The sequence below is a fragment of the Kitasatospora sp. NPDC054795 genome (genome assembly GCF_053611565.1).
This window is the reverse complement of record NZ_JBSHAP010000125.1, coordinates 1-26,376: the sequence shown is the minus strand read 5'-3', so window position 1 is coordinate 26,376 and position 26,376 is coordinate 1. Positions and strand designations below refer to the sequence as shown.

The 26,376-nt window shown below is 72.8% G+C and carries 27 protein-coding genes and 3 tRNA genes; 24 read left to right on the top strand and 6 right to left on the bottom strand.

The features are described 5' to 3' along the window. The first annotated feature begins 316 nt into the window (after positions 1-316). The 7 genes from ACWGJO_RS33335 to ACWGJO_RS33305 all read left to right on the top strand — a co-directional run bounded on the left by ACWGJO_RS33335 (position 317) and on the right by ACWGJO_RS33305 (position 4,451). A tRNA-Gln gene (locus ACWGJO_RS33335) sits at positions 317-388 on the top strand. Between the two features lie 37 nt (positions 389-425). Further along, positions 426-498 (top strand) — tRNA-Glu (locus ACWGJO_RS33330). 66 nt (positions 499-564) lie between these two features. Next, a tRNA-Gln gene (locus ACWGJO_RS33325) sits at positions 565-639 on the top strand. A gap of 344 nt (positions 640-983) precedes the next feature. Further along, complete coding sequence (gene leuC / locus ACWGJO_RS33320; protein ID WP_452189476.1) at positions 984-2,408, top strand: 3-isopropylmalate dehydratase large subunit; 1,425 nt, start codon at positions 984-986, stop codon at positions 2,406-2,408. 3 nt (positions 2,409-2,411) lie between these two features. Further along, positions 2,412-3,008, top strand: coding sequence for a 3-isopropylmalate dehydratase small subunit (leuD, locus tag ACWGJO_RS33315; RefSeq protein ID WP_359900532.1), 597 nt, complete (start codon positions 2,412-2,414; stop codon positions 3,006-3,008). A gap of 182 nt (positions 3,009-3,190) precedes the next feature. Further along, entirely contained in the window at positions 3,191-3,538 is a 348-nt protein-coding gene (locus tag ACWGJO_RS33310; RefSeq protein WP_380354200.1) for an SCO5555 family protein, read from the top strand. 133 nt (positions 3,539-3,671) lie between these two features. Next, complete coding sequence (locus ACWGJO_RS33305; RefSeq protein ID WP_387693648.1) at positions 3,672-4,451, top strand: HU family DNA-binding protein; 780 nt, start codon at positions 3,672-3,674, stop codon at positions 4,449-4,451. Between the two features lie 211 nt (positions 4,452-4,662). Here the strand turns inward: ACWGJO_RS33305 and ACWGJO_RS33300 are convergent, their stop codons facing one another. After that, positions 4,663-4,884 carry a hypothetical protein gene (locus tag ACWGJO_RS33300; RefSeq protein WP_359900536.1) on the bottom strand — a complete coding sequence of 74 codons (222 nt, stop codon included), beginning with the start codon at positions 4,882-4,884 and terminating at the stop codon, positions 4,663-4,665. Between the two features lie 108 nt (positions 4,885-4,992). Then, complete coding sequence (cofC, locus tag ACWGJO_RS33295; RefSeq protein ID WP_452189473.1) at positions 4,993-5,676, bottom strand: 2-phospho-L-lactate guanylyltransferase; 684 nt, start codon at positions 5,674-5,676, stop codon at positions 4,993-4,995. Between the two features lie 228 nt (positions 5,677-5,904). Here cofC and ACWGJO_RS33290 point away from each other — a divergent pair, with 228 nt between their 5' ends. The 3 genes from ACWGJO_RS33290 (at position 5,905) to ACWGJO_RS33280 (ending at position 8,962) form a co-directional block, all read left to right on the top strand. Beyond that, positions 5,905-6,735 (top strand): lysophospholipid acyltransferase family protein, encoded by an 831-nt coding sequence (locus ACWGJO_RS33290; RefSeq protein ID WP_380543456.1) that lies wholly within the window; start codon positions 5,905-5,907, stop codon positions 6,733-6,735. Positions 6,736-6,749: 14 nt separating this feature from the next. Continuing rightward, entirely contained in the window at positions 6,750-7,733 is a 984-nt protein-coding gene (locus ACWGJO_RS33285) for an NAD(P)H-dependent glycerol-3-phosphate dehydrogenase (protein WP_359900678.1), read from the top strand. Between the two features lie 83 nt (positions 7,734-7,816). Further along, positions 7,817-8,962 (top strand): D-alanine--D-alanine ligase family protein, encoded by a 1,146-nt coding sequence (locus ACWGJO_RS33280; RefSeq protein ID WP_452179755.1) that lies wholly within the window; start codon positions 7,817-7,819, stop codon positions 8,960-8,962. Positions 8,963-9,046: 84 nt separating this feature from the next. On the opposite strand, the gene ACWGJO_RS33275 is transcribed toward ACWGJO_RS33280, so the two are convergent. Both ACWGJO_RS33275 and ACWGJO_RS33270 read right to left on the bottom strand, forming a co-directional pair. Continuing rightward, on the bottom strand, positions 9,047-9,565 hold the full coding sequence (locus ACWGJO_RS33275; protein WP_452189472.1) for a DUF3515 family protein: 519 nt from the start codon (positions 9,563-9,565) through the stop codon (positions 9,047-9,049). Between the two features lie 90 nt (positions 9,566-9,655). Further along, positions 9,656-9,889, bottom strand: a complete 234-nt coding sequence (locus ACWGJO_RS33270) for an Lrp/AsnC family transcriptional regulator (protein WP_359900545.1) — start codon at positions 9,887-9,889, stop codon at positions 9,656-9,658. Between the two features lie 209 nt (positions 9,890-10,098). On the opposite strand from ACWGJO_RS33270, the gene ACWGJO_RS33265 reads away from it, so the two are divergent. The 3 genes from ACWGJO_RS33265 (at position 10,099) to thiD (ending at position 13,188) form a co-directional block, all read left to right on the top strand. Next, positions 10,099-11,064 (top strand): thiamine-phosphate kinase, encoded by a 966-nt coding sequence (locus ACWGJO_RS33265; protein WP_359900547.1) that lies wholly within the window; start codon positions 10,099-10,101, stop codon positions 11,062-11,064. Positions 11,065-11,277: 213 nt separating this feature from the next. Further along, positions 11,278-12,303: an ATP-dependent 6-phosphofructokinase gene (locus ACWGJO_RS33260; RefSeq protein ID WP_359900549.1), complete on the top strand. Its 1,026-nt coding sequence runs from the start codon at positions 11,278-11,280 to the stop codon at positions 12,301-12,303. A gap of 24 nt (positions 12,304-12,327) precedes the next feature. Next, positions 12,328-13,188: a bifunctional hydroxymethylpyrimidine kinase/phosphomethylpyrimidine kinase gene (thiD, locus tag ACWGJO_RS33255; protein ID WP_380543448.1), complete on the top strand. Its 861-nt coding sequence runs from the start codon at positions 12,328-12,330 to the stop codon at positions 13,186-13,188. A 153-nt stretch (positions 13,189-13,341) separates the two neighbouring features. On the opposite strand, the gene rpmB is transcribed toward thiD, so the two are convergent. Then, positions 13,342-13,527, bottom strand: coding sequence for a 50S ribosomal protein L28 (rpmB, locus tag ACWGJO_RS33250; RefSeq protein WP_014138233.1), 186 nt, complete (start codon positions 13,525-13,527; stop codon positions 13,342-13,344). A gap of 282 nt (positions 13,528-13,809) precedes the next feature. Between rpmB and ACWGJO_RS33245 the strand changes: the two genes are divergently transcribed. The 10 genes from ACWGJO_RS33245 to mutM all read left to right on the top strand — a co-directional run bounded on the left by ACWGJO_RS33245 (position 13,810) and on the right by mutM (position 23,684). Further along, on the top strand, positions 13,810-15,441 hold the full coding sequence (locus ACWGJO_RS33245) for a DAK2 domain-containing protein (RefSeq protein WP_452189469.1): 1,632 nt from the start codon (positions 13,810-13,812) through the stop codon (positions 15,439-15,441). Between the two features lie 39 nt (positions 15,442-15,480). Next, entirely contained in the window at positions 15,481-17,712 is a 2,232-nt protein-coding gene (gene recG / locus ACWGJO_RS33240) for an ATP-dependent DNA helicase RecG (protein WP_452189467.1), read from the top strand. 103 nt (positions 17,713-17,815) lie between these two features. After that, positions 17,816-18,349 carry a hypothetical protein gene (locus tag ACWGJO_RS33235; protein ID WP_387693654.1) on the top strand — a complete coding sequence of 178 codons (534 nt, stop codon included), beginning with the start codon at positions 17,816-17,818 and terminating at the stop codon, positions 18,347-18,349. Positions 18,350-18,439: 90 nt separating this feature from the next. After that, the gene (gene rsmD, locus ACWGJO_RS33230) at positions 18,440-19,024 is read left to right on the top strand and encodes a 16S rRNA (guanine(966)-N(2))-methyltransferase RsmD (RefSeq protein ID WP_387693655.1); all 585 of its coding nucleotides are present in this window, start codon (positions 18,440-18,442) and stop codon (positions 19,022-19,024) included. Positions 19,025-19,073: 49 nt separating this feature from the next. Next, complete coding sequence (coaD, locus tag ACWGJO_RS33225; protein ID WP_387693656.1) at positions 19,074-19,565, top strand: pantetheine-phosphate adenylyltransferase; 492 nt, start codon at positions 19,074-19,076, stop codon at positions 19,563-19,565. A 186-nt stretch (positions 19,566-19,751) separates the two neighbouring features. After that, complete coding sequence (locus ACWGJO_RS33220; RefSeq protein WP_452189464.1) at positions 19,752-20,945, top strand: ATP synthase F0 subunit B; 1,194 nt, start codon at positions 19,752-19,754, stop codon at positions 20,943-20,945. 173 nt (positions 20,946-21,118) lie between these two features. Next, positions 21,119-21,763 (top strand): YceD family protein, encoded by a 645-nt coding sequence (locus ACWGJO_RS33215; protein ID WP_452189463.1) that lies wholly within the window; start codon positions 21,119-21,121, stop codon positions 21,761-21,763. Between the two features lie 2 nt (positions 21,764-21,765). After that, positions 21,766-21,939, top strand: coding sequence for a 50S ribosomal protein L32 (rpmF, locus tag ACWGJO_RS33210; protein WP_030056747.1), 174 nt, complete (start codon positions 21,766-21,768; stop codon positions 21,937-21,939). A 20-nt stretch (positions 21,940-21,959) separates the two neighbouring features. Then, positions 21,960-22,751, top strand: coding sequence for a ribonuclease III (gene rnc / locus ACWGJO_RS33205; RefSeq protein ID WP_452189461.1), 792 nt, complete (start codon positions 21,960-21,962; stop codon positions 22,749-22,751). Positions 22,752-22,805: 54 nt separating this feature from the next. Next, the gene (mutM, locus tag ACWGJO_RS33200; protein ID WP_452189459.1) at positions 22,806-23,684 is read left to right on the top strand and encodes a bifunctional DNA-formamidopyrimidine glycosylase/DNA-(apurinic or apyrimidinic site) lyase; all 879 of its coding nucleotides are present in this window, start codon (positions 22,806-22,808) and stop codon (positions 23,682-23,684) included. 9 nt (positions 23,685-23,693) lie between these two features. Here the strand turns inward: mutM and ACWGJO_RS33195 are convergent, their stop codons facing one another. Then, positions 23,694-24,614, bottom strand: coding sequence for a hypothetical protein (locus ACWGJO_RS33195; RefSeq protein ID WP_452189457.1), 921 nt, complete (start codon positions 24,612-24,614; stop codon positions 23,694-23,696). A 320-nt stretch (positions 24,615-24,934) separates the two neighbouring features. On the opposite strand from ACWGJO_RS33195, the gene ACWGJO_RS33190 reads away from it, so the two are divergent. Further along, the gene (locus tag ACWGJO_RS33190; protein WP_452189456.1) at positions 24,935-26,299 is read left to right on the top strand and encodes a hypothetical protein; all 1,365 of its coding nucleotides are present in this window, start codon (positions 24,935-24,937) and stop codon (positions 26,297-26,299) included. Positions 26,300-26,376 lie beyond the last annotated feature (77 nt).

Below are 26,376 nucleotides of genomic sequence, written 5' to 3'. Positions count from 1 at the left end.
GGCCGGGGGGTGTCCTAACCCGCCCCCGCGGCGGGGGCTTGGGGGGGGGGCCCCACTCCCCCGGCGGGGGGGGGGCCCGGGGGGCGCGGCGCGGCCCGGGGGCCCGGCTTCGTGCCGGGCCCGCGGCGTACCCGGAGGCCGTCCGCAGGCCTCCCGGCCGCTGCCTGGGGTTATCGATTTTGGACCCGGGGCCGACGTCGGGTAATGTTCTTTCTGCGCCGCCCGGGAGGGAACGGACGAGGGAACGAAAGCCCCTCGGAAGGGACCGACCGAGAGGCGCAACGCCTGAGAAGGGCCCGCGAGGGTTCAACTCTGGTGGGGTATGGTGTAATTGGCAGCACGAGTGATTCTGGTTCATTTAGTCTAGGTTCGAGTCCTGGTACCCCAGCGCAGTACGTGAGTACAGCTCCACAAAAGAAGATCAAGCCCCCGTTGTGTAGCGGCCTAGCACGCTGCCCTCTCACGGCAGTAGCGCCGGTTCGAATCCGGTCGGGGGTACTTCAGAGCAGGAAGCCGGTGGCTGTGTCCTTTCGAGGAACATGCCCATCGGCCCTTGCTTTGTGTTGGGGTATGGTGTAATTGGCAGCACGAGTGATTCTGGTTCATTTAGTCTAGGTTCGAGTCCTGGTACCCCAGCCAGAAATTGGAAAGACCCCGGTCCCCGGGGTCTTTTTGCTTTCCCCGGAAATGCCCCGAAGGGCCCCGCTCCGTTCCGAGCGGGGCCCTTCGGGCTTTCCACGGGCCCCTTCCGGCGTTCCGCGAGCCCTGCCGCCCGGCGGCGGACGGCGGCGGACGGGGGCGGACGGGGGCGGAGCGCTGTCCATGCGCTAAGACTGCGGTCTCACTCCGCGAGACACAAGTTCAATCTCCGGCGAAAAGCGCCACTCTGGACGGGAGCGGCCCGGGAGTCTCAGGGCGGCGCACACGCTTTGACCTCGACGACACCGAGAAGGCCGGCAACGCGGCCGGCTGGAGGGAATCCGATGGGACGGACACTCGCAGAGAAGGTCTGGGACGACCACGTCGTGCGGCGCGCGGAGGGCGAACCCGACCTCCTCTTCATCGACCTGCACCTGCTCCACGAGGTCACCAGCCCGCAGGCCTTCGACGGGCTGCGGCTGGCCGGCCGCACGGTCCGCCGCACCGATCTGACGATCGCCACCGAGGACCACAACACCCCCACCCTGGACATCGACAAGCCGATCGCCGACCCGGTCTCCAGGGTGCAGCTGGAGACCCTGCGCAGGAACGCCGCCGAGTTCGGCGTCCGGATCCACTCGCTCGGCGACGTCGAGCAGGGCGTCGTGCACGTCGTCGGCCCGCAGCTCGGCCTGACCCAGCCCGGCATGACCGTGGTCTGCGGTGACTCCCACACCTCGACCCACGGCGCTTTCGGCGCGCTGGCGTTCGGCATCGGCACCAGCCAGGTCGAGCACGTGCTGGCCACCCAGACCCTGCCGCTGGCGCCGTTCCGGACGATGGCGGTCACCGTCGAGGGCGAACTGCCCGAGGGCGTCACCGCCAAGGACCTGATCCTGGCCGTCATCACGAAGATCGGCACCGGCGGCGGCCAGGGCTACGTCCTGGAGTACCGCGGTTCGGCGATCCGGAGCCTGTCCATGGAGGCCCGGATGACCGTCTGCAACATGTCGATCGAGGCCGGCGCCCGGGCGGGCATGATCGCCCCGGACGACACCACCTTCGCGTACCTCCAGGGCCGCCCGCACGCCCCGCAGGGCGAGGACTGGGACGCGGCCGTCGCGTACTGGAGGACCCTGGGCACCGACGAGGACGCGGTCTTCGACCACGAGATCTTCATCGACGCGAGCGAGCTGACCCCGTTCGTCACCTGGGGCACCAACCCGGGCCAGGGCGCCCCGCTGGGCGCCGAGGTGCCGGACCCGGCGTCCTTCGCCGACCCGCAGGAGCGCCTGGCCGCCGAGAACGCCCTGGCGTACATGGGCCTGGAGGCCGGCACCCCGCTGCGCGAGGTGAAGGTCGACGCCGTCTTCGTCGGCTCCTGCACCAACGGCCGGATCGAGGACCTGCGGGCCGCCGCGGCCGTCGTGGAGGGCCGCCGGGTCGCCGACGGCGTGCGGATGCTGGTGGTTCCCGGCTCCGTCCGGGTCGCCCTCCAGGCCGTCGAGGAGGGCCTGGACAAGGTGTTCACCGCGGCCGGTGCCGAGTGGCGCCACGCGGGCTGCTCGATGTGCCTGGGCATGAACCCCGACCAGCTCGCCCCGGGGGAGCGCTGCGCCTCCACCTCGAACCGCAACTTCGAGGGCCGGCAGGGCAAGGGCGGCCGCACCCACCTGGTCTCCCCGCAGGTCGCCGCCGCGACCGCCGTCCTGGGCCGCCTCGCCGCCCCCTCCGACCTGTCCGCCGACGTCGCTGCCGTGGAGGCCTGAGCCATGGAGAAGTTCACCACCCACACCGGCCGGGCCGTGCCGCTGCGCCGCAGCAACGTGGACACCGACCAGATCATCCCGGCCCACTGGCTCAAGAAGGTCACCCGATCCGGTTTCGAGGGCGGCCTGTTCGAGGCCTGGCGCAAGGACGAGTCGTTCATCCTCAACCGGCCCGAGCGGCAGGGCGCCACGGTCCTGGTGGCCGGCCCCGAGTTCGGCACCGGCTCCTCCCGGGAGCACGCCGTCTGGGCGCTCCAGAACTACGGCTTCCACGCGGTCGTCTCGTCGCGCTTCGCCGACATCTTCCGGGGCAACTCCCTGAAGAACGGCCTGCTGACGGTCGTCCTGCCGCAGGAGACCGTGGAACGGCTCTGGGCGCTCACGGAGAGTGACCCTTCGGCCGAGATCACCGTCGACCTGGAGGCGCGCGAAGTGCGTGCCGAGGGCGTCGTCGCGGCCTTCGAACTGGACGACAACGTCCGGTGGCGGCTGCTCAACGGCCTGGACGACATCAGCATCACCCTGCGGAACGAGGCCGACATCGCGGCCTTCGAGGAGACCCGCCCGGCCTTCAAGCCCCGTACTCTGCCGGTCGCCTGAGTTCCCCTCAGAACAAGCATTCTGACGATCCACCGGATGGCCCGTGCCCCCCTCGGGGGGGCCGGGCCATCCGTCGTTCCGGAGCACGAGTTAGCGCCGCGGCCCGCCCCGGATTGCCCATTTGGCTTTGCGGAAGAGGGGCCCGCGCAAGTACAACTGCGGGTAGATGGCACAATCAGTACATGCACCGGCACCATGAACCTCCGTACGCGGGCGGCGAACCCGCGGCTGAGGACTCCATGGGCCGGCCATCCGAACGCCGAATTGACGATCGGCCGGACGTCACCTCCGCACCAGCTGAGGGGCCGGACGACCAGGAAGTCGCAGCGCTCTACGCGCTTGTGGCCGAGCGGTTGAAGCAAGCTCACGCCCGCGTGCATGCGCTGAACGTGTCTGCCGATGCAAAGACCGCTCTCACCCGTCAACTCCTCATCGTCACCGAGGCCGCCAAGCGCGATCTTCCGGAGGCGGCAAGGCGGTTGAGTCGCTTTGTACATGACCTCGACGAGCGGCCCCCGCCGCTCGACTGAGGTCGCCGACGCGCAAATCCATTGCGACACTAGGGTGATTCGCGCGTTTGGTAATTGAAAGTCCGCAGATACATACCTAACGTGCGAAAAGAACGGATGGAATCATCCGGCGCCCGTTTCCGAAGGGGAAGACGTGAACAAGGCTCAGCTTGTCGAAGCGGTGGCCGAGCAGCTGGGCGGTCGCAAGGCTGCCGCAGAGGCCGTCGACGCAGTGCTCGACACCATGGTCCGTGCCGTTGTGGCCGGTGACCGGGTCTCGGTCACCGGGTTCGGCACCTTCGAGAAGGTGGAGCGCTCCGCGCGCTTCGCCCGCAACCCGCAGACCGGCGAGCGGGTCAAGGTCAAGAAGACCTCGGTCCCGCGCTTCCGTCCGGGTCAGGGCTTCAAGGACCTGGTCAGCGGCAGCAAGAAGCTGCCGAAGGAAGGCCCCTCGGTGAAGAAGGCCCCCAAGGGCTCCCTCACCCCGGGCAAGAGCGGCGTGGCCGCCACCCCGGCCGCCAAGCGTGCCGCCACCAAGCGTGCCGCCGCTGCTGCCGCCGCCGCCCCGGCCGCCAAGAAGGCCGCCGCCAAGAAGACGGCCACCACGGCCGCCGCCAAGAAGGCGACCACCACGGCCGCCGCCAAGAAGACCACGGCGACCGCCAAGAAGACCGCCGCGAAGACCACGGCCGTCAAGGCCACCGCCGCCAAGACCACGGCCGCGAAGACCACCGCCGCCAAGAAGACCACGGCCACCGCGACCAAGGCCGCCGCGACCAAGAAGACGGCCGCGGCGAAGAAGGCGACCACCACGGCCGCCGCCAAGAAGACCACGGCCACCGCCAAGAAGGCGACCGCCACGGCCAAGAAGACGGCGCCGGCGAAGAAGACCGCCACCCGCAAGACCACCGCGCGCAAGACCTCTGCCAAGTAAGTCCCGCGCGACCGTCCCAGGACGGCCTTCGGCTCAGAGCCGCGGCACCCCCCTTCCGTGAATTCACGGAGACGGGTCGCCGCGGCTCTTTCGATTTCCGGGCGCTTAGTCAGGAATCGACGGCGTGCGGCGGCACGGGGGAGTTCCGGGCGGTGCGGCGGGATGGTCCGCGGGCCGGGCCGGCCGGGCCCGACGGCGCCGGACGGGGCCGTCAGCCCTCGGCGGGGTCCGGGAAGGTCTGGAGCGTCACGAAGACCACCCGGCGGGCCTCGCCGGTGCCCTCGGTGCGGATCCGCACCCGCTGGCCGGGGCGCAGCAGCCGCAGGCCACCGGCGTCGAAGGCGGCCGCGTCGAACGGCACCGGGGTCCCGTCGTCGAGCAGCACGGAGCCGGCCCGGGTGGCGGGGTCGAAGGTGAACGAGGTGGCCTGCATGCGAGCAGCATAGCGAGCGGGCCGGCCCCGGCCCGGGAGCAGGTCGACGCCCGGACCGGGACGCGCCGGGGCGGCTCCGGGCGGTGCCCGGGCGGCGACCGGGAGGGCTCAGGAAAGGCTCAGCCGGGCGAACAGCGCGCTGGTGTGCGGGCCGAGGCCGAGCGCCGCGGCCTCGCCGAGGTCCGTCCCGGTGTCCACGTCCCGGCGCACCGACTCCACGTCCGCGAGACGCAGTTCGAGCGCCCCGCCGGCCGCGTGCCGGGCCCGTGATCCGTCCCCGAAGGCGGGGGAGAGCGGACGGCCGGGGGCGCAGGCGAGCAGCGTGGTGCCGAGGCCGGGGGTGTCCGGCAGGAAGGCACGGCCGTCCGTCGGCACCGCGCCCAGCACCCGGGCCAGTTCGGCCGGACGCAGCGCCGGGAGGTCCGCCGAGAGCACCGCCAGCGGGGCCCGCGGGGCCAGGGCCAGGGCGCTCTCGGCGCCGTGCGCCAGCGCCCGGTTGAGGCCTCCGTCGGGCTCGTCGGCGACCACCAGGGCGCCGAGCGCGGTCAGCCGGGCGCCGGCCGCGGCGTCGCGGGTGACCACCAGGACCCGGCCGACCCCGGGGGTGGCCAGGGCGGCGGTGACGGTGTCCAGGGCGAAGGACAGGGCCAGGTCGGCCCGGTGCGGTCCGGCGTACGGGGCCAGTCTGCTCTTCGCCACGGTGAGCGGCTTGAGCGGAAGCACCAGCGACCAGCCGGCGGTGGGTGCGGGGGGCGCGACGGCCCCGCTGGGGCGTACGGTGTCCTGGGTCATCGGCGTCATTCTGGCGCCGGTCCCGGAGCCCTCGCCAGGCCGTCCGAGCTGTGCGGACGTGCGTTTGATCACGCCCGCCGGGCGGGTTGGCGCGGTTGCTCGACAGCCGGTGATCGGGCGGGCGACACTGTTCCGCGCCCGTGGCCCGGGCACCGGTGGAATCGGTGCGCGGCGCCGGGACGCCATGACCGCGGTAATCCGTGCCGCATCGGATGAGAAGGAGCTGGGGTGGCCCGCCGCTCGTACGCCAAGTTCGGCAACGCCGACTACGGCATCTGGTACCGCTTCGCGGCCGTGCTGGTGAAGCCGGTGACGACCGCCCTGGTGAAGCCCGACTGGCGGGGCTGGGAGCACATTCCGAAGAACGGCGGCTTCATCGCCGCGGTGAACCACAATTCGATCATCGATCCGGTGATCTACGCGCACTGGCAGTACAACAGCGGACGTCCGCCGCGCATTCTCGGCAAGTCCTCGCTGTTCTCGATTCCCTTCATCGGATTCATGCTGCGCAAGACCGGTCAGATTCCGGTGTTCCGCGAGTCCACCGACGCCGCGCAGGCGTTCCGGGCCGCGATCGACGCGGTCAACAGCGGCCAGTGCGTGCAGTTCTACCCGGAGGGCACGCTCACCCGGGACCCGGACCTGTGGCCGATGACCGGCAAGAGCGGTGTCGCCCGGGTCGCGCTGATGACCGGTGCGCCGGTCATCCCGGTCGCGCACTGGGGCGCCCACGAGATCATCCCGCCGTACGGCCGGCCCGGTCTCGGGAAGGGCAGGTTCAACCTGTTCCCGCGGCACAGGGTCACCGTCGCGGCCGGGCCCGCGGTGGACCTGAGCAAGTACCGGGGGCAGGAGCTCACCGCCCAGGTGCTCGCCGACGCGACCGAGGACATCATGACGGCGATCACCGCCGTGCTGGCGGAGGTCCGCGGCGAGGAACCGCCCGCCGAGCGCTACGACATGCGCAGGGCCGCCCGGGACCGTGCCGCGGCGGCGCTGGCCGAGCGCCGGCGCGCCAAGGGCGAGCGGGGCAAGGGCACCGAGGAGGCCGGCAAGTGATCCGTTGCGCCGTGATGGGGACCGGTTCCTGGGGCACCGCGTTCGCGCTGGTGCTCGCCGACGCGGGCTGCGAGGTCGTGCTGTGGGCCCGCCGCCAGGAGCTGGTGGACGCCGTCAACTCCACCCACGAGAACCCGGACTACCTCCCGGGCGTCCGGCTGCCCGACACCGTGCGGGCGACCACCGACGCCGCCGAGGCGCTGGCCGGCGCCGACTTCGCGGTGCTCGTGGTGCCCTCGCAGACGCTGCGCGACAACCTGGCCGCCTGGACGCCGCTGATCGAGCCGCAGACCGTGCTGGTGAGCCTGATGAAGGGCATCGAACTCGGCACCGCCAAGCGGATGAGCGAGGTGATCGACGAGGTCACCGGGGTCGGCCCGGAGCGCGTCGCGGTGGTCAGCGGGCCCAACCTGGCCAAGGAGATCGCCAACCGGCAGCCCGCGGCCAGCGTGGTCGCCTGCTCCGACGAGGCGGTCGCCAAGCGGCTCCAGGCGGCCTGCCACACACCGTACTTCCGGCCGTACACCAACACCGACGTGGTGGGCTGCGAACTCGGCGGCGCGGTCAAGAACGTGATCGGCCTGGCGGTCGGTATGGCGGCCGGCATGGGGCTCGGGGACAACACCAAGGCGACCCTGATCACCCGCGGGCTGGCCGAGACCACCCGGCTCGGCGAGGTGCTGGGCGCGGACCCGCACACCTTCGCCGGACTCGCCGGGATGGGCGACCTGGTGGCCACCTGCTCCTCGCCGCTGTCGCGCAACAACACCTTCGGCATGAACCTGGGCCGGGGCATGTCGCTCGCGGAGACCATCGCGGCCACCCGGCAGACCGCCGAGGGCGTCAAGTCCTGCGAGTCGGTCCTGGATCTGGCCCGGCGCAACGGGGTCGACATGCCGATCGTCGAGGCCGTGGTGGACGTGGTGCACAACGGGCGGCCGACCCAGGAGGCGCTGCAGACCCTGATGTCGCGTTCGGCGAAGGCCGAGCGGCGCTGAGTCCGGCGGTCCCCGCGGGACCGCCGACTCCACGGTGGCGCCTGCCTTCCGGCAGGGTCTCGCACGGTAGTCTCAAACCCGATATGAGCATCGAACAGTCCTCCCCGAACCGGCCCGACCGGAAGCCGCGCGTCGCGCTGGTCTTCGGCGGGCGCAGCTCCGAGCACGCGATCTCGGTCTCCACCGCGGGCAGTGTGCTCAGGGCGATCGACCGCGACAAGTACGACGTGCTGCCGATCGGCATCACGCACGAGGGCCGCTGGGCGCTGACCAGCGACGAGCCGGCCCGGATGGCCATCACCGACGGGCGGCTGCCGGACGTGGCGCACGTCGCCGAGGGCGTCGACGGCCAGGTCGCGCTGCCGGTCGCCCCGGGCAGCCGCGAGGTGGTCCTGACCGAGCCGGGCAGCGCCCCCAAGGCCCTCGGCGAGGTCGACGTGGTGTTCCCGCTGCTGCACGGCCCGTGGGGCGAGGACGGCACGCTCCAGGGCCTGCTGGAGCTCTCCGGCGTCCCGTACGTCGGCAACGGCGTGCTCGCGAGCGCGGCCGGCATGGACAAGGAGTTCGCCAAGCGGATCCTGGCCTCGCACGGTCTGAACGTCGGCCGCTACACCATCGTGCGGCCGCGCGACTGGGAGTCCGAGGCGGGCCGCGCGGCGGTGCGCGAGCGGGCCGCCGAGCTGGGTCTGCCGCTGTTCGTGAAGCCCTGCCGGGCCGGCTCCAGCATCGGCATCACCAAGGTGAAGGACCTGGCCGACCTCGACGCCGCGATCGAGGAGGCCCGCCGGCACGACCCCAAGCTCATCATCGAGGCCGGCGTGACCGGCCGCGAGATCGAGTGCGGCGTGCTGGAGTTCGAGGACGGCCCGCGGGCCAGCGTGGCCGGCGAGATCCTGGTCGGCGAGGGCTTCGACTTCTACGACTTCGAGGCCAAGTACATCGACTCCTCGGACGTGAAGATCCCGGCGGACCTGACCGCCGAGGAGCTCGCCGAGATCCAGCGCCAGGCGGTCGAGGCCTTCGAGGCGCTCGGCTGCGAGGGCCTGGCCCGGGTGGACTTCTTCCTGCTGGAGGACGGCACCTGGATGATCAACGAGATCAACACCATGCCCGGCTTCACCCCGATCTCGGCCTACCCGAAGATGTGGGAGGCCAGCGGGGTCGCGTACCCGGAGCTGATCGACCGGCTGCTCGGGACGGCGCTGCGCCGCTCGACCGGGCTGCGCTAGCGGGTCCTGCCGCGGAGGGCGGGCCGGGGAGCTCCCCGGCCCGCCCTCGGTGCGTCCCCCGGGTCGCGGCTCCCGCCGCCGGGCTCAGCCCGGGACGTTGGCCTTGACCGCGCCGGTCAGGGCGGCCGCCGGGTCGAAGGGGTTCTGCGCGGCCCCGGCCGGGACGGTCACCTCGACGTAGGCGGCGCGCATGGTCGTCACGAAGCGGTAGCCGCCGTCGGCGCGCTTCTGCGACCACCAGGTGACGCCGTCGACGCTCGGGGACCAGTCCGCGGCGTGGTCGCCGTCCAGTTCCTCCGGCCGGTCGATGCCGCAGCGCAGCACCGTCCGGGGGGAATCGCCCCAGGCGGCCACGTACGGGGAGGCGGGCGACGGGTCGTTGCGGGCGTGCCCGAGCAGGTCGGCCGGCAGCGCGGCGGCCAGCGACCGGCAGTACCCGGCCGCCCGGCCGCCCGGCTGCGGGATCTCGACCTTCGGGTCGGCCGGCCCCCAGCTGCCGACCAGCGCCACGACGGTGCAGGTCAGGGCGACGGGCAGGGCCAGCCAGCGGACCGGGGCCGGCAGGGCGGTCAGCGCCTCGGGGACGCGGAGTTCTCTGGCCACCCGCCGATGGTAACCGGGGCCCGGGTGGCCGGACGTGCCGGTGCGCCGGGCCACCGGGGCCCGGGCGCACCGGCCTACAAGTGCGCCGGCCTACAGGTGCACCACCGGGCAGGTGAGGGTGCGGGTGATGCCCTCGACCTTCTGGACCCGGGCCACCACCAGCCGGCCCAGTTCGTCCACCGTCTCGGCCTCGGCCTTGACGATCACGTCGTAGGGGCCGGTGACGTCCTCGGCGGTGAGTACGCCGGGGACCTCGGCGATGGTCCGGGCCACGGCGGTGGCCTTGCCAACCTCGGTCTGGATCAGGATGTATGCCTGTACCACGGGGACCTCCCGGCGGCCGGTTGAGGGGGGATCGCCGCCGTGATCGCCCGGTCAGGCGCATGGGTGGGTGGGCTCACCGGCAGTCTGATCACCACGCTACCTCGCAGCGGGCCGGGGAGGGGAGACCCCGCGGCCCCGGAAGGGCGTACGCTGCGCGCGGGGGAGCGCGACGGGGGCCGAAGACGGATGGAAACGCGAGAGGACGGCAGATGCAGGGGACCGTGGGCGAGCTCGGCGAGTTCGGCCTCATCAGGGAGCTGACCGCCCGGGTACCGCTCACCGACGCGGTCGACCTCGGCCCGGGTGACGACGCCGCGGTGGTACGGGCTCCGGACGGCCGGGTGGTGGCGACCACGGACGTCCTGATCGAGAACCGGCACTTCCGCCGGGACTGGTCCACCGCCTACGACGTGGGCCGCAAGGCCGCCGCCCAGAACCTCGCCGACGTGGCCGCGATGGGGGCGGTGCCGACCGCCATACTGCTCGGTCTGGTCACTCCCGCGGACCTGCCGACCACCTGGGCCACCGAGTTGATGGACGGGCTGCGCGACGAGTGCCAGGTGGCCGGGGCGACGGTGGTCGGCGGTGACGTGGTGCGCGGCGACACCGTCATGCTGGCCATCACGGCGCTCGGGGACCTCCAAGGGCGTGCGGCGGTGACCCGCTCCGGTGCGCAGGTCGGTGACGTGGTCGCGGTGACCGGCTGGCTCGGCTGGTCGGCCGCCGGCCTGACCGTGCTCCAGCGCGGCTTCCGCTCCCCGCGGGCCTTCGTCGAGGCGCACCGCCGGCCCGAACCGCCGTACCACGCGGGCCCGGCGGCGGCCGAGCTGGGCGCGACCTCGATGATCGACGTGAGCGACGGACTGGTCGCCGACCTCGGCCACGTGGCCCGGGCCAGCGAGGTCGACATCGACCTGAAGGCCGCCGACTTCGACGTCCCGGCGCAGATGGCCGACATCGGCCAGGCGGTCGGCGTGGACCCGTTGGTCTGGGTGCTCTCCGGCGGCGAGGACCACGCGATCGTGGCCACCTTCCCGCGCGGGGTCCAACTCCCGGCCCGCTGGCGGGTGGTGGGCGAGGTGACCGGCCGCCCGACGGGCAGCCGCAGCGGCCGGGTCACGGTGGACGGCGCCCCCTGGGACCGGGTGGGCGGCTGGGACCACTTCGCCGAGTAGGGCCCGCCCCCGGATCGCGTCGGCCCCGGCGGGGACCCGGGAGGCGGGGCCCCGGCGGGCGGTCCGCGCCGATCCCCGTACGGCGGGCGGCGCGTGACGCTCCGGTGCGCTGGGAACGGGTGTCGAGGGTGCGTTGTGCGTAGGCTTGCGACACCCCAGCCCACCCGCCCGGCGCGGGTGGCCCGACCCACTGCGAGCGGGAGCACACCAGACATGCGCATCGGTGTACTGACCAGCGGCGGCGACTGCCCCGGCCTCAACGCGGTGATCCGCTCGGTGGTGCACCGGGGCACCGACGTCCACGGGCACGAGATCGTCGGCATCCTGGACGGCTTCCTCGGACTGATCGAGGGCCGCACCAGGACGGTCTCGCACGACGACGTCACCGGCCTGCTCACCCTCGGCGGCACCATCCTGGGCTCGGCCCGGGTGCGGCGGGACCGGATCGCCTGGGCGGTGGAGAACGCCAAGACGCTGGCCCGGGAGATCGGCATCGACGCGCTGATCGCGATCGGCGGGGAGGGCACGCTGACCGCCGCCAAGCTGTTCAGCGACGCCGGACTGCCCGTGGTCGGGGTGCCGAAGACCATCGACAACGACATCGACGCCACCGACGTGACCTTCGGCTTCGACACCGCCGTGCACGTCGCGACCGAGGCGATCGACCGGCTGAAGACCACCGCCGAGTCCCACCAGCGCGTCATGGTGGTCGAGTTGATGGGCCGGCACACCGGCTGGATCACCCTCACCGCGGGCATGGCGGGCGGTGCGCACGGCATCCTGATCCCGGAGAAGCCCTTCGACATCGAGGCGGTGGCCCGGATAATCGAGGACCGCTTCGCGCGCGGCAAGAAGTTCGCCATCATCGCCGTCGCCGAGGGCGCCTCCCCGCTGCCCGGCACCATGCGCTTCGACCACGGCGAGGTCGACCAGTACGGCCACCGGACCTTCGGCGGGATCGGCAACCGGCTCGCCCACGAGCTGGAGAACCTGCTCGGCAAGGAGGCCCGCCCGGTCATCCTCGGCCACGTCCAGCGCGGCGGCACCCCGACCGCCCGGGACCGGGTGCTCGCCACCCGGTTCGGCTGGCACGCGGTGGAGGCCGTCCAGCAGGGGGCGTTCGGACACTTCACCGCGCTGCGCCGGACCGGCATCGAGCTGCTGCCGATCGGCGACGCGGTGACCAGGCTGAAGACGGTGCCGAAGGACCGCTGGGCGGAGTCCGAGGCGGTGCTCTGAGAGCGCGCCGGTAGGTTGGGGCCCATGGCCCTCCCGTCTCCCACCCCCGCCCCCGGCCGAAGCGCTTCGCACGGCCCCTCCGACGCCACCGCCCGCCTCGCGCCTCCCCGGGTGCTCACCGTCGCCGGCTCCGACTCCGGTGGCGGCGCCGGAATCCAGGCCGACCTCAAGGCGATGCTCGCCCTCGGCGTCCACGGCATGAGCGTGATCACCGCAGTCACCGCGCAGAACTCGCTCGGTGTCCAGGGCTACTGGGAGCTGCCCGCGGAAGCCGTCCGGGCGCAGTTCCGCAGCGTGGTGGACGACATCGGGGTGCAGGCCGTGAAGACCGGCATGCTCGCCTCGGTCGAACTCGTCGAGACCGTCGCCGAGCTGCTGGCCGGGGTGGACGCCCCGGTGGTGGTCGACCCCGTCGGGGTCTCCAAGCACGGGGACGCGCTGCTGGTCGCCGAGGCCGTCGCCACCGTCCGCGAGAAGCTGCTGCCGGTCGCCACCCTGGCCACCCCCAACCTGCACGAGGTGACCCAGCTCACCGGGCTGACCGTCGAGGACGAGTCGCAGATGCTGGACGCCGCCAGGGCGCTGGTCGACCTCGGGCCGCGCTGGGCGCTGGTCAAGGGCGGCCACCTGCCGGGCGAGGCCGCCGACCTGCTGTACGGCGGACCGGACGAGGTGCACTGGTTCCGGGCACCCCGCTACGACAACCGGCACACCCACGGCACCGGCTGCACCCTGGCCAGCGCGATCGCCGCCGGACTGGCCAAGGGCGAGCCGCTGCCGCGGGCGGTGGCCTCGGCCAAGGAGTACATCACCGGCGCGATCGCCGGGGGCTTCGCCCTGGGCGCCGGCATCGGCCCGGTCGACCACGCCTGGCGCTGGCGCTGAGGACCCCGGAAGACGACAGTGGGCGGGCTCCTGGAAGGAGTCCGCCCACTGTCGGTGGGTCCGGAAAACGGCAGAGCCGGCCACGGAAACAGTGAAGCCGGCTCATCCGAGGATGAACCGGCTCACTGGAGGACCGGCTTGCCGGTCTGCGCGTCAGCGCGAGACCTTACCGGCCTTGATGCACGAGGTGCAGACGTTGAGCCGCTTCGGCGTCCGCCCAATCACAGCGCGCACCGTCTGGATGTTGGGGTTCCAACGACGGGGGGTACGGCGGTGAGAGTGGGAGATGCTGTTGCCGAAGCCCGGCCCCTTGCCGCAGACGTCGCAGTTGGCAGCCACAGGAGTCACTCCAAGACTTCAGATCAGATACTTTCGAAAACCCCGCTCGACCACCAGAACACTCGCGTGAACCAGACCGGACGAGGGGGTGAGCCTGGACGGTTCCAGGCAACCGGAAGAGCATACAACGCTTGCTTCCGTCCCACGAAACTACCATGACCGGCCGAGTGATCGCTCCGGTCGTCGGCCCGGACGGCCCCGCCCACCCCCCGATAACCTGCTGGTATCACCCCTCGCCGCCGCCCCTCGGGCCACCGCGGCGGCCCATCCGGAGGAGACCTGGTGCTGCACACGCTCGACGCCCCGGCCGTGCGCACCTGGTGCCAGCTCGCCCTGCGGGCGCTCGGCCAGGCCCGCGAGGAGATCGACGCGCTCAACGTCTACCCCGTCCCGGACGGCGACACCGGCACCAACCTCTATCTGACCGTCGAGTCCGCCGCCGCCGAGGTGGAGAGCCGCTTCGCCGACCCCGCCGTCGGGACGGCCCCCGGGCTGGCGGACACGGTCCGGGCGATGGCCCGCGGCGCGCTGGTCGGCGCCCGCGGGAACTCCGGGGTGATCCTCGCCCAGTGGCTGCGCGGGACCGCCGAGACGCTCGCCGAGGGCGGCGGCGCCGACCAGCTGCGGGCCGCCCTGCAACGGGCCGCCGACTCCGCGTACCAGGCCGTCGCGGAGCCCGTCGAGGGGACCCTGCTGACCGTCGCCCGGGTCGCCGCCCGGGAGGCCGTCCGGGCCGGGGACGGGCTCGCGCAGGTCGCCGACACCGCCCACCGGGCCGCCCGGGACGCACTGCGGCACACCCCCGAGCAGCTCGCCGTGCTGGCCGAGAACGGGGTCGTGGACGCCGGCGGGCGCGGCCTGGTGGCCGTCCTCGGCGCGCTCGCCGACGCCGTCGCCGGGCAGCAGCCGATGGGGCCGGTCGCGCTGCGCGGGGACGTCCGGGCCGTCGAGAGCTGCGAGACGCACCTGCGGCCGCCCGGCCCCGGCCACCCCGCCTTCGAGGTCATTTACTTGCTGGACGCCCCCGACGAGGCGCTGCCCGCGCTGCGCGAGCGGCTCGGCGAGCTCGGCGACTCGCTGGTGGTCGGCGGCGGCGACGGCCTGTGGAACGTGCACGTCCACGTGGACGACGCGGGCTCCGCCGTGGAGGCCGGCGTCGGGGCCGGGCGCCCGCACCAGATCCGGATCACCCACTTCGCCGAGGCCGCCGCCCGCTCCGGCACCGCCGCCGAGCCCGGCGAGCGCGAGGAGCGGGCCCGGGCGGTGCTCTCGGTGGTCTCCGGCGAGGGTCTGGCCGAGCTCTGCGAACAGGCCGGCGCCGTCGTCCTGCACGCCGACCCGGACCGCCCGCCGGCCAGCGCCGAACTCGCCGCCGCGGTGCGCCGCTCGGCCGCCCGCGAGGTCGTCCTGCTGCTGAACGACCCGGAGCTGCGCGCCGCCGCCGGGGCCGCCGCCGACCAGCTGCGCGAGGAGGGGGTGCGGATCGCCGTCCTGCCCACCCGCTCGCCGGTGCAGGGACTGGCGGCGCTCGCGGTGCACGAGGGCGGCCGCCGCTTCGACGAGGACGTGGTCGCCATGACCTCCGCCGCCGGGGCCACCCGGTACGCGGAACTGGCCGTCGCCGAGGGGGAGTCCTGGACGATGGCCGGCGTCTGCCAGGCCGGGGACGTGCTCGGGCTGATCGACGGCGACGTCGCGGTGATCGGCGCCGGGCTGGCCGAGGTCGGCGAGAGCGTGCTGGACCGGATGCTCGGGGCGGGCGGCGAACTCGTCACCCTGATCCTCGGCGAGGGCACCGAGGAGGCGCTCGCCGAGCGGCTGGTCGCCCACGTGCGGCACCGCCGGCCCGAGGTGGACGCGGTGGTCTTCCACGGGGGGCAGGAACCGGCGCCGCTGCTCATCGGGGTGGAGTAGCCGCCGTTCTGTCCGCCCCTTGGTGTAAACAGGGGCCTGATGGGCGCTCTCGATGAACCACTGACCAAGCTCGTCGGCGACCGCACCGCGAAGGTGCTCGCCGACAGTCTCAAGCTGCGCACGGTCGGGGACCTGCTGCACCACTACCCGCGCCGCTACGTCGAACGCGGCCAGCTCACCAGCCTGGACGAGCTGGAGGTCGACGAGCACGTCACCGTGCTGGCCCGGATCGAGAAGGTCACCCTGATCCCGTTCCGCGGCCGCAAGGGCGACCGGCTGGAGGTCGTGGTCACCGACGGCCGCAGCCGGCTCTCGCTGGTCTTCTTCAACCAGGGCTGGCGGCAGAAGGAGCTCAAGGCTGGCGCTCAGGGCCTGTTCGCCGGCAAGGTCGGGGTCTTCAACCGGACCCGCCAGCTGGTCTCGCCGGACTACCAGCTGCTCGACGAGGACACCGGGTCGGACGCCGCGCGGCAGTTCGCCGGCCGGCTCATCCCGGTGTACGGCGCCAGCGCCCAGATGCCCAGCTGGAAACTGTCGATCTGCATCGAGACCGCGCTCACCAAGCACCTCGGCGACGTCGGCGAGCCGCTGCCCGCCGAACTGCGCGAGCGGCACGACCTGATCCCGCTGGCCGAGGCGCTGGAACTGATCCACCGCCCGCGCGGCCACGCCGACCGCGAGCGGGCCCAGAGCCGGCTGCGCTGGGACGAGGCCTTCGTGCTCCAGGTCGCCCTCGCGCAGCGCCGGGCCGCCGACTCCGCCCTGCCCGCCAAGCCGCGCCGGGCCCGCGAGGGCGGCCTGCTGGACGCCTTCGACGCCCGGCTGCCGTTCACCCTCACCGAGGGCCAGCGGTCCGTCTGCGCCGAGATCGCCGCCGACCTCGCCACCGACCACCCCATGCACCGGCTGCTCCAGGGCGAGGTCGGCTCCGGGAAGACCCTGGTCGCGCTGCGCGCCATGCTCGCCGTGGTGGACGCGGGCGGCCAGGCGGTGCTGTTGGCGCCCACCGAGGTGCTCGCCCAGCAGCACCACCGCTCGATCGTCGAGATGATGGGGGACCTCGCCGAGGGCGGCATGCTCGGCGGCTCCGACCTCGGCACCCGGGTGGTGCTGCTGACCGGCTCGATGGGTGTCCCCGCCCGCCGGCAGGCGCTGCTCGACATGGCCTGCGGGGACGCCGGGATCGCCATCGGCACCCACGCGCTGATCGAGGACAAGGTGCAGTTCCAGGACCTCGGCCTGGTCGTGGTGGACGAGCAGCACCGCTTCGGCGTCGAGCAGCGGGACGCGCTGCGCGCCAAGGGCGAGCAGCCGCCGCACCTGCTGGTGATGACGGCCACCCCGATCCCTCGCACCGTCGCTATGACGGTCTTCGGGGACCTGGAGACCTCCGTCCTGGACCAGCTGCCGGCCGGCCGCTCGCCGATCTCCACCCATGTCGTCCCGGCGCTGGAGAAGCCCAACTTCCTCACCCGGGCCTGGGAGCGGGTCCGCGAGGAGGTCGCCAAGGGCCACCAGGCGTACGTGGTCTGCCCCCGGATCGGGGACGAGGAGCCGGCGGCGGGCCCGGGGAAGAAGCGCCGCAAGGCTGCCGTGGAGGACTTCGAGGAGGTCGGCGACGAGGGCGGCGACGAGGGCGCGGCGAGCGACGAACGGCGGCCCCCGCTCTCGGTGGTGGAGACGGCCGAGAAGCTGGCGAAGGGCCCGCTGAGCGGTCTGCGGGTGGAGATCCTGCACGGCCGGCTCGCGCCCGAGGCCAAGGACGAGGTGATGCGCCGGTTCACGGCCGGCGAGGTGGACGTGCTGGTCGCCACCACGGTGATCGAGGTCGGCGTCAACGTCCCCAACTCCACCGCGATGGTCATCATGGACGCCGACCGCTTCGGCGTCTCCCAGCTCCACCAGCTGCGCGGCCGGGTCGGCCGCGGCAGCGCGGCGGGCCTGTGCCTGCTGGTCAGCGACATGCCCGGGGGCAGCGCCGCGCGGGCCCGGCTGGACGCGGTGGCGGGCACCCTGGACGGCTTCGAGCTCTCCCGGATCGACCTCGAACAGCGCCGCGAGGGCGACGTGCTGGGCCAGGCCCAGTCCGGGGTGAAGTCCTCGCTCAAGGTGCTCTCGGTGCTGGAGGACGAGGAGGTCATCCTCACCGCCCGCACCGAGGCCACCCGGCTGGTCGCCGAGGACCCGGACCTGGCCGCCCACCCGGAGCTGCGCACCGCGCTGGAGAGCCTGCTCGACGAGGACCGCGCGGCCTACATGGAGAAGGGCTGATCGGCCCTTCGAGGGTCGGATTGTCAGACCCCCGGGAGAGAATGGAGTTGTTCAGGACGCACCTCCAAGGTGCGTACCTGGCACGACACTTGGGGGTCATGCCATGGCATTCCGTCATCTCAACGAGCTCCCGCTGGGCGACAAGGTCTTCCGGATCGAACTCGCCAGCGACGACGACCGCGAGGTCACCCTCACCCTGACCGGCTGGCGCGAGGGGGCGGCCGCCGCACCGCTCGCCTCGGGCAAGCTCCGCCTGCCGGTCGAGGACGTCGCCTCGCTGCGGATCGCGCTCAACCGCGCGCTGCGGGCGCTGGCGATCGTCGCCGACGTCTCCGAGCCCATCCCCGACCGCGACGTGCTGCGCGAGCTGTACCCCGGCCACGGCGCCCCCTGGGTGCCGCAGCACGAGGAGGAACTGGTCCGGCGCTTCCACGACGGCGAGACCATCGCCCGGGTCGCCGCCCGGTTCGGCCGCACGCCCGACTCCGTCCGGACCAAGCTGCGCGAGCTCGGGCACGACCCGCGCCGCCCCGAGTTCTGCCCGCCCGACGGCTGCCTGTCCTGGTCCCGCTACGCCTCGCCGGCCCTGCTCGGCGCGGCCCTGCCGCCCCAGGCGGCGGGCTCCGAGGCGAGCTGACCCGCACTTCCCGCAGGCCCTGCCGGTAGGCCCGGCGGGGCCTGCGCCGTATAGCGTGGTCGGTCAGCGACGAAAGGACCTCCCACCACCATGACCCGCGTGATCGCCGGGGCGGCCGGCGGCCGCCGACTGGCCGTACCGCCCGGCCGGGGCACCCGCCCGACCTCCGACAAGGCCCGCGAGGCGATGTTCTCCACCCTGGAGGCGCTGCGCGGCACCCTGCAGGGGATCCGGATGCTGGACCTGTTCGGCGGATCGGGCGCGGTCGGACTGGAGGCGCTGTCGCGCGGCGCCGAGCACGTCCTGCTGGTCGAGGCGGACGGCCAGGCGGCCCGGGTGATCCGGGAGAACGTCCGGACGATCGGCCTGCCCGGGGCCGAGGTGCGGGCCGCCAGGGCGGAGAAGGTGATCGCCGGCCCGCCCCCGCAGAGCCCGTACGACCTGGTCTTCCTCGACCCGCCGTACGTGGTGACGGACGAGGAGGTCCGCGAGATGCTGATCACACTCCTGGCCGGGGGCTGGCTCGCGGACGACGCACTCGTCACCGTGGAGCGCAGCACCCGCGGCGGTGGGTTCGACTGGCCCGGGGGTTTCGAGGAACTGCGCTCCCGCCGCTACGGCGAGGGCACGCTCTGGTACGGTCGCGCCGCCGCCGCGGCCGGTGAGCAGAAGTAGCGGGCCGCGGCCCGCAGCAGCCGTCACCCCACGAGGGAGCACACACGCCATGCGCCGAGCCGTCTGTCCTGGTTCGTTCGACCCGATCACCAACGGTCACCTCGACATCATCGGGCGGGCCTCGAAGCTGTACGACGTGGTGCATGTCGCGGTCCTGATCAACCGGAACAAGCAGGGCATGTTCACCGTCGAGGAGCGGATCGGCCTGATCGAGGAGGTCACCGCCGGCTTCGGGAACCTGGTGGTCGAGTCGCACCACGGCCTGCTGGTGGACTTCTGCCGGGACCGCGGGATCCCCGCGATCATCAAGGGCCTGCGCGCGGTCAGCGACTTCGACTACGAGCTCCAGATGGCCCAGATGAACCACGGCCTGACCGGGGTGGAGACGCTGTTCGTGCCGACCTCGCCGACGTACAGCTTCCTCTCCTCGACGCTGGTCAAGGAGGTCGCCTCGTACGGCGGCGACGTCTCGCACCTGCTGCCGGAGACGGTGCACCGCCGGCTGGTGGAGCGGATCGCGGAGCGCAAGGCCGAGCAGTAGGCGCCGCCTGTCCGCTTCTGCCGGTTCGTCATGGATTGTCCCGCGGGCGGCAGACCGGTTCGGCGCAGGCGTTGTGACCCCGCCCGGCAGGGGCCGTACAGTCTGTACTCCTGCCCCGCGGTGAGGTTCACCGCGTCGGGCCTGCCTCCGCCGGACCGTCGGCGGCACACGGAAAGACGAAGCCCCGTGGACGTGCAGAACAAGGTCGACGAGATCGTGGCGGCGGTCGAGAACGCCCGCTCGATGCCGATGTCGGCCTCCTGCGTGGTGAACCGGGCCGAGCTGATCGGCCTGCTCAACAACCTCAGGTCGGCCCTGCCCGCCGAACTCGCCCAGGCCCAGTCGGTGATGGCCGACCACGAGCAGGTGGTGGCGGGTGCCCAGGCCGAGGCCGAGCGGATCATCCAGGGCGCGCACGCCGAGCGCGGCTCGCTGATCTCGGACACCGAGGTGGTCCGCCAGGCCCAGGCCCAGGCCGACCGGATCCTCGCCGAGGCGCGCGCCGAGGTCGACGCCAAGCGGGCCGAGGCCGACGACTACGTGGACAGCAAGCTCGCCAACTTCGAGGTCGTGCTGACCAAGACGCTCGGCGCGGTCGGCCGCGGCCGCACCAAGCTGCGCGGCGACTCCAGCGTCTTCGAGACCGAGTCCGACGGCGAGGGCGACGGCGAGGAGTTCCGCCCGCAGCGGATCAGCCCGAGCCCCGAGGTGGACGAGTACGTCGATGTGAAGCTGGCCACCCTGGAGAACGTGCTCGGCGCCACCCTGGAGGCGGTCGGCAAGGGCCGGGACAAGCTGCTCGGCAAGCGGCCCATCGACGAGCTGGGCGCCTACCTGGCCGCCGCCGACCAGGCCCAGGAGGCCAAGGAGCGGGCCGAGGCGGTGGCGGCGGGCTTCGCCCACGACCCCGACGGCGGGGACATCGCCTGGTACCGCGAGGACGTCCCGCAGCAGCAGACCTGGCCGGAGCAGACCCCGGCCGCGGCCGGCTGGCAGGCCCCCGGCACCGACCAGTACGCGGCCGCCCAGCAGCCCGGCGGGCAGTACGCCGAGGTGTACGGCGGCGGCTACGACCCGGCCGGCCAGGGCGACCCGTACAACGCCCAGTGGGGCGGGCAGCAGGACGGCTACCAGCAGCAGGGCTACCCGGACCAGCAGCAGGGCGGCTACGGATATCCCCAGCAGCAGGGCTACCCCGCGCAGTCGTACGAGGGCTACACCTACCCCCAGCCGCCGGCCACCCCGCCGGCCGTGCCGCACCAGCAGCAGGGCCAGGGCCAGCAGCAGGGCCAGGCGCAGGGGCAGGGTCTGGACGAGACCAGCTTCTTCGACACCAGCATGATCGACATGACCAGGCTGCGGGAGCTCGGCGGCCGCTGAACCGGCCCCGGCACGTCCGCGGGGGAGTCTCCCGACGGGACCGAAGTTGGGCCTGACGGGAGACTCCGGTAGTCTGACCACTCCGGCCTCCCCATGTCCGGCCGTTGGCTTGCCCTCGCAACGCCGACTCGTATGGGGACGCTTCGTTGAATTCCTATGGAAGTCAGGACACCGTGAACCGCCTCGACCACCGCGACCCCCTCGTGTTCGACACGCACGAGCTCGGTCGGCGTCCGGGCTCGATGCGCAAGGTGAGCCGGACCCTGGAGGCCCCGGAGGGCTTCGGGATCATCGACGTGATCGGCGTGCCGGAGAAGAGCCCGATCGAGCTGGAGCTCCGCCTGGAGTCCGTGGTCGAGGGCGTGCTGGTCACCGGCACCGCCGAGACCCGCGTCGAGGGCGAGTGCGTCCGGTGCCTGGAGTCCGTCGCGTTCGACATCGACGTGGACTTCCAGGAGCTGTACTACTACCCGGAGTCCGACGAGCGCCACCGCGCCCGGACCGCCGGGGCCGAGGACCTCGACGAGGACTCGGAAGAAGAGACTTACCGTCTGGAGGGCGACTTCTTCGACCTCCGGCCGGTGCTGCGTGACGCGGTGGTGCTCGCACTGCCGCTGCAGCCGGTGTGCCAGGAAGACTGCCTGGGCCTGTGCTCCGAGTGCGGAGCGCGCCTGAGCGACGACCCGGCGCACCACCACGATGCCGTCGACCCCCGGTGGGCGGCTCTGCAGGGACTCTCCGCCGCCCCCGGCGACGAGGGTGACGGATCTAAGAACAGCGACACCCGTGAGGGTCTCGCCGAGAACCAGGAGAAGTAGCCGTGGCTGTTCCGAAGCGGAAGATGTCGCGCAGCAACACGCGCCACCGTCGGTCCAACTGGAAGGCCGTTGTCCCGGCCCTCGTGGCGTGCGACCGCTGCCACGAGCCGAAGCTGGGCCACATCGCGTGCCCGAGCTGCGGCACGTACAACCGTCGCCAGGTCCTCTCGGTCTGATCGGCGGGGTGTACGGATCGATGTCGGACGGTAACTCCACCCGCAAGGCGTCCACCGCCCCGAAGGGTTCCACTTCGGGCGGCGGCAAGGCCGGCGGGCCGGCTTCGACCGAATACGACGTCCTGGAAGGGCGCCTCGGGTACACGCTCGAGCGCGCCCTTCTGGTGCGTGCCCTGACCCACCGCTCGTACGCGTACGAGAACGGCGGGCTGCCCACCAACGAGCGCCTGGAGTTCCTCGGCGACTCGGTGCTGGGCCTCGTGGTGACCGACACCCTCTACCGCGTCCACCCGGACGTCCCGGAGGGCACGCTCGCCAAACTGCGCGCCGCGGTGGTCAACTCCCGCGCGCTCGCGGACGTCGGCCGCGGCCTGGAGCTCGGCACGTTCATCCGCCTCGGCAAGGGCGAGGAGGGTACCGGCGGCCGCGACAAGTCGTCGATCCTCGCCGACACCGTCGAGGCCGTGATCGGCGCCGTCTACCTGGACCAGGGCCTGGACGCGGCCACCGAGTTCGTCCACCGACTGTTCGACCCGCTGATCGAGGAGTCCTCTCAGCTGGGCGCCGGCCTGGACTGGAAGACCAGCCTCCAGGAGCTCACCGCCTCGGTGGGCATCGGAGTGCCCGAGTACGTGGTCATGGAATCCGGTCCGGACCACGAGAAGACCTTCACCGCGGCGGCCCGGGTGGCCGGCGAGGACTTCGGCAGCGGCGTCGGCCGTTCGAAGAAGGAAGCCGAGCAGAAGGCCGCCGAGAGCGCCTGGCGCGCGATCAGGGACAAGTACGCCGACCGGCTGCCCGCCGGGGCGTGACCTCCGAGTAGCCTTCACTCCTGCCGAACCGTACCGAGCAGGAGGCGTCTTCCCGTGCCCGAACTTCCCGAGGTCGAGGTCGTCCGCCGTGGTCTGGCCAACTGGGTCGCCGGGCGGACCGTCGCCGACGTCGAGGTGCTGCACCCGCGCGCGGTGCGCCGCCAGCCGGCCGGCGCGGCCGACTTCACCGCCCGGCTGACCGGCACCGCTCTCGGCACCGCGCAGCGGCGCGGCAAGTACCTGTGGGTGCCGCTGGCCGGCACCGGGGCGGGATTCTCGCTGATCGGCCACCTCGGGATGAGCGGCCAACTCCTCGTCCAGGACCCGTCCGTACCCGACGAGACGCACCTGCGGGTGCGGCTGCGCTTCGCCGACGGCGGGCGCGAACTGCGCTTCGTCGACCAGCGGACCTTCGGCGGCCTGGCGGTCGAGGAGGCCGAGGACGGGGACCCCGAGGGCACCCCGGTCTCGATCGCGCACATCGCCCGCGACCCGCTCGACCCGCGCTTCGACGACGCCGCCTTCGCGGCGGCGCTGCGCGCCAAGCGGACCACCGTCAAGCGCGCCCTGCTCGACCAGACCCTGATCAGCGGCGTCGGCAACATCTACGCCGACGAGGCGCTGTGGCGCTCCAGGCTGCACTACGACCGCCCGACCGCGACGCTCACCCGCCCGCAGGCCCTGCTGCTGCTGGCCGCCGCCCGGGACGTGATGACCGCGGCGCTCGCCGTCGGCGGCACCAGCTTCGACAGCCTCTACGTCAACGTGAACGGCGAGAGCGGCTACTTCTCCCGGGACCTCGACGCCTACGGCCGCGAGCAGGAGCCCTGCCGCCGCTGCGGCACCCCGATCCGGCGGGCGGCCTGGATGAACCGCTCCAGCTACTTCTGCCCCCGCTGCCAGCGCGTGCCGCGCACCCGCAGCGGGGGCTGAGGCCCCGCGCTACTTGCGGGTGAGCTCGGGCTCCTCGGCGGCCGGCTCCCCGGGCGTGCCGTGGGTGTCCTGGCCGAAGTAGGCCACCCCGACCGCGGCGACCACCGCGAGCAGGAAGCCGATCACGCCGAGCCAGCCCAGGCCGGCCTTGGAGGAGTCTCCGAGCCAGAGCACGCCGACCGCGCCGGGCAGCACCGTCTCGCCGACCACCAGCGCGGCGGTCGCGCCGTTGACCGAGCCGATCTGGAGCGCCACGGTGTGGATGTACATCCCGCCGATGCCGCCGACCAGGACCGCGTACAGCGCCGGGTCGGAGAGCAGCGAACCGATGTCGAACGGCTCGATGCCGTTGAGGATGCGCACCCCGACGCCCAGGGCGCCGAAGCCGAGGCCGGAGAGCAGGCCGGCGACGATCGCGCCGTTGGCGCCCATCCGCCGCACCAGCAGGCTGCCGCCGACCAGCAGCACGGTGGTGATGATCAGCAGCCACCAGTGGAAGGACATCGCCACGTGGTGGCCGCCCTCCGGTCCGGCCGAGACGGCCAGCAGCACCAGCGCCGAGCAGAGAACGGCGATCGAGGCCCACTCCAGCTGCTTGAGCCGGATGCCCAGCAGCTTGATGCTGAGCACCGCGGTGATCACCAGGTTGGCGCTGATGATGGTCTGGGAGAGGAACAGCGGCAGCAGCCGGGCGGCCAGCGCGCCGAGCCCGAAACCGATCAGGTCGAGCACTGTGCCGAGGATGAACTCCCAGGTGACGGCGGCCTTCGCGGTCGAGGACAGGCTCGGGCCGCCGTGCTCGGTGGTCGAGGTGCTGGCGCCCTTGGCGGCCTCCTCCCGGGCGGAGCGGCGGGATCCGACGGCCTGGAGGACCGAGCCGGTGCCGTAGCAGGCGGATGCCGCCACGGCGGTGACGAGGCCGATGATCACCGAGTGCTCCGATCGGGAGTCGAGTCAAGGATTGGCTGAGTAAAGAAAGGGCAATGGGGCCGGTGGTTCGGGACCACTATGCCCGTTCGCACGGTACGGTCGGCACGCCCCCCGGAGTACCCCGGAACCGGGCCGGGCCTGCCGGAACGTACGTCCGGGGGCCGCAGCCGGTTCCCGCGCGGGCCCCGTCTCGGGGACGGCTGGGGGAAACATCATCCCCGAGGAGGGGAGCGGACCCGGCGGACGGCGGGGAGCCTTGTCAGTACCAGTATGCGAAGGGTATGGCGTGCTCCGGGGCCGGTCACGGTAGCGTCGGGGGCATGAGAACCCTTGCACGACGTTCCCGGGGCGCCGGGCCGCTTGCCCTGGTGGCGGCGCTGCTCGGGCTGCTGCTCCTGCTGGCGCCGGCGGCCTCGGCGGCCGGCGGACTGAGCGACGCCGCGGCCTCCCTGAAGAAGGGCCGGGTCTACGTCGACCCGGCCATGACGAGCCGCTTCAGCCAGGACCGGGCCGACGCCCTGACCAAGAAGATCGACAAGGCCGACAAGCCGATCTTCATCGCGGTGATCCCCGACTCTCCGGCCTACGCGAAGAGCAACCTCCAGGACTTCCGCACCCTGGTGGGCATCGACGGCGTCTACGCGGTCTGGCACGGCGACAAGTTCGACGCCGGCGGCGACCGCGGCGCGATGGGCGCGGGCCAGCCGCAGCGCATCGCCGGGGCGGCCTTCCGGTCGAACGGCGGCGACATCGACGCCACCCTGAACTCCTTCGTCGACCAGGCCGCCCCGCAGACCAAGGGCACCGGGGTCAACCACAGCACCTCGATCGCCTGGGTGGTCATCCCGCTCGTGCTGGTCGCGCTCGCCGGCACCGGCGTCTTCCTGCTGTTCCGCCGCGCCAAGAAGCGCAAGGAGGAGCAGGCCCGGGCCGAGCTGGAGCAGCTGCGCAGGGTCGTGGACGAGGACATCACCGCCTTCGGCGTCGAACTGGAGCGGCTCGACTTCAGCCCGGCCGCGGCCGACGCCGACGACGCCCAGCGCACCGACTACAGCCACGCCCTGGACTCGTACGAGAAGTCCAAGCGGCTGATGGACGAGGCGAAGAAGCCCGAGGACGTCAAGCAGGTCACCGAGGCGATCGAGGACGGCCGCTTCTCGCTGGCCACCCTGGCCGCCCGGCGGGACAAGCGGCCGCTGCCCGAGCGCCGTCCCCCGTGCTTCATGGACCCGCGGCACGGCCCGTCCGTCAAGGACGTGGACTGGGCCCCGGCCGGCGGCTCCGCCCGCTCCGTGCCGGTCTGCCAGGCCGACGCGGACCGCTTGGCGGCCGGCCTCGACCCGGCGATCCGCACCGTCGACACCGACCAGGGCCCGCAGCCGTACTGGAACGCCGGCCCGGCGTACGCCCCGTACGCGGGCGGCTACTACAGCGGCTTCGGTGGCGGCCTGCTGCCCGGCCTGCTGGTCGGCACCATGCTCGGCTCGATGATGAGCTCCCCGGCCTACGCGGCGGCGCCGATGATGGGCGGCGGCTACCAGGACCAGTACGAGGGCGGCGACTACACCGGCGCCGACTTCAACCCGGCCGACTTCAGCGGCGGTGGCGATTTCGGCGGCGGTGGCGACTTCGGCGGTGGCGGCGACTTCGGCGGAGGTGGCGGGGACTTCGGCGGCGGGTTCTGACGTACGCCCCGGCTACCGGCTACCGGCTACCGGCTACCGGCTACCGGTCACGGGCACGGGCACGGGCCCCGCGCGGA

What these genes read in the sequence shown, in the direction of transcription:
- rsmD (WP_387693655.1), top strand. Translation starts at nt 18,440, where the DNA reads ATGACCCGCGTGATCGCCGGGGCGGCCGGCGGCCGCCGACTGGCCGTA.
- coaD (WP_387693656.1), top strand. Translation starts at nt 19,074, where the DNA reads ATGCGCCGAGCCGTCTGTCCTGGTTCGTTCGACCCGATCACCAACGGT.
- rnc (WP_452189461.1), top strand. Translation starts at nt 21,960, where the DNA reads ATGTCGGACGGTAACTCCACCCGCAAGGCGTCCACCGCCCCGAAGGGT.
- ACWGJO_RS33300 (WP_359900536.1), bottom strand. Translation starts at nt 4,884, where the DNA reads ATGCAGGCCACCTCGTTCACCTTCGACCCCGCCACCCGGGCCGGCTCC.
- ACWGJO_RS33190 (WP_452189456.1), top strand. Translation starts at nt 24,935, where the DNA reads ATGAGAACCCTTGCACGACGTTCCCGGGGCGCCGGGCCGCTTGCCCTG.
- ACWGJO_RS33285 (WP_359900678.1), top strand. Translation starts at nt 6,750, where the DNA reads ATGGGGACCGGTTCCTGGGGCACCGCGTTCGCGCTGGTGCTCGCCGAC.
- ACWGJO_RS33280 (WP_452179755.1), top strand. Translation starts at nt 7,817, where the DNA reads ATGAGCATCGAACAGTCCTCCCCGAACCGGCCCGACCGGAAGCCGCGC.
- leuC (WP_452189476.1), top strand. Translation starts at nt 984, where the DNA reads ATGGGACGGACACTCGCAGAGAAGGTCTGGGACGACCACGTCGTGCGG.
- ACWGJO_RS33260 (WP_359900549.1), top strand. Translation starts at nt 11,278, where the DNA reads ATGCGCATCGGTGTACTGACCAGCGGCGGCGACTGCCCCGGCCTCAAC.
- ACWGJO_RS33310 (WP_380354200.1), top strand. Translation starts at nt 3,191, where the DNA reads ATGCACCGGCACCATGAACCTCCGTACGCGGGCGGCGAACCCGCGGCT.
- ACWGJO_RS33265 (WP_359900547.1), top strand. Translation starts at nt 10,099, where the DNA reads ATGCAGGGGACCGTGGGCGAGCTCGGCGAGTTCGGCCTCATCAGGGAG.
- ACWGJO_RS33235 (WP_387693654.1), top strand. Translation starts at nt 17,816, where the DNA reads ATGGCATTCCGTCATCTCAACGAGCTCCCGCTGGGCGACAAGGTCTTC.
- leuD (WP_359900532.1), top strand. Translation starts at nt 2,412, where the DNA reads ATGGAGAAGTTCACCACCCACACCGGCCGGGCCGTGCCGCTGCGCCGC.
- thiD (WP_380543448.1), top strand. Translation starts at nt 12,328, where the DNA reads ATGGCCCTCCCGTCTCCCACCCCCGCCCCCGGCCGAAGCGCTTCGCAC.
- cofC (WP_452189473.1), bottom strand. Translation starts at nt 5,676, where the DNA reads ATGACCCAGGACACCGTACGCCCCAGCGGGGCCGTCGCGCCCCCCGCA.
- recG (WP_452189467.1), top strand. Translation starts at nt 15,481, where the DNA reads ATGGGCGCTCTCGATGAACCACTGACCAAGCTCGTCGGCGACCGCACC.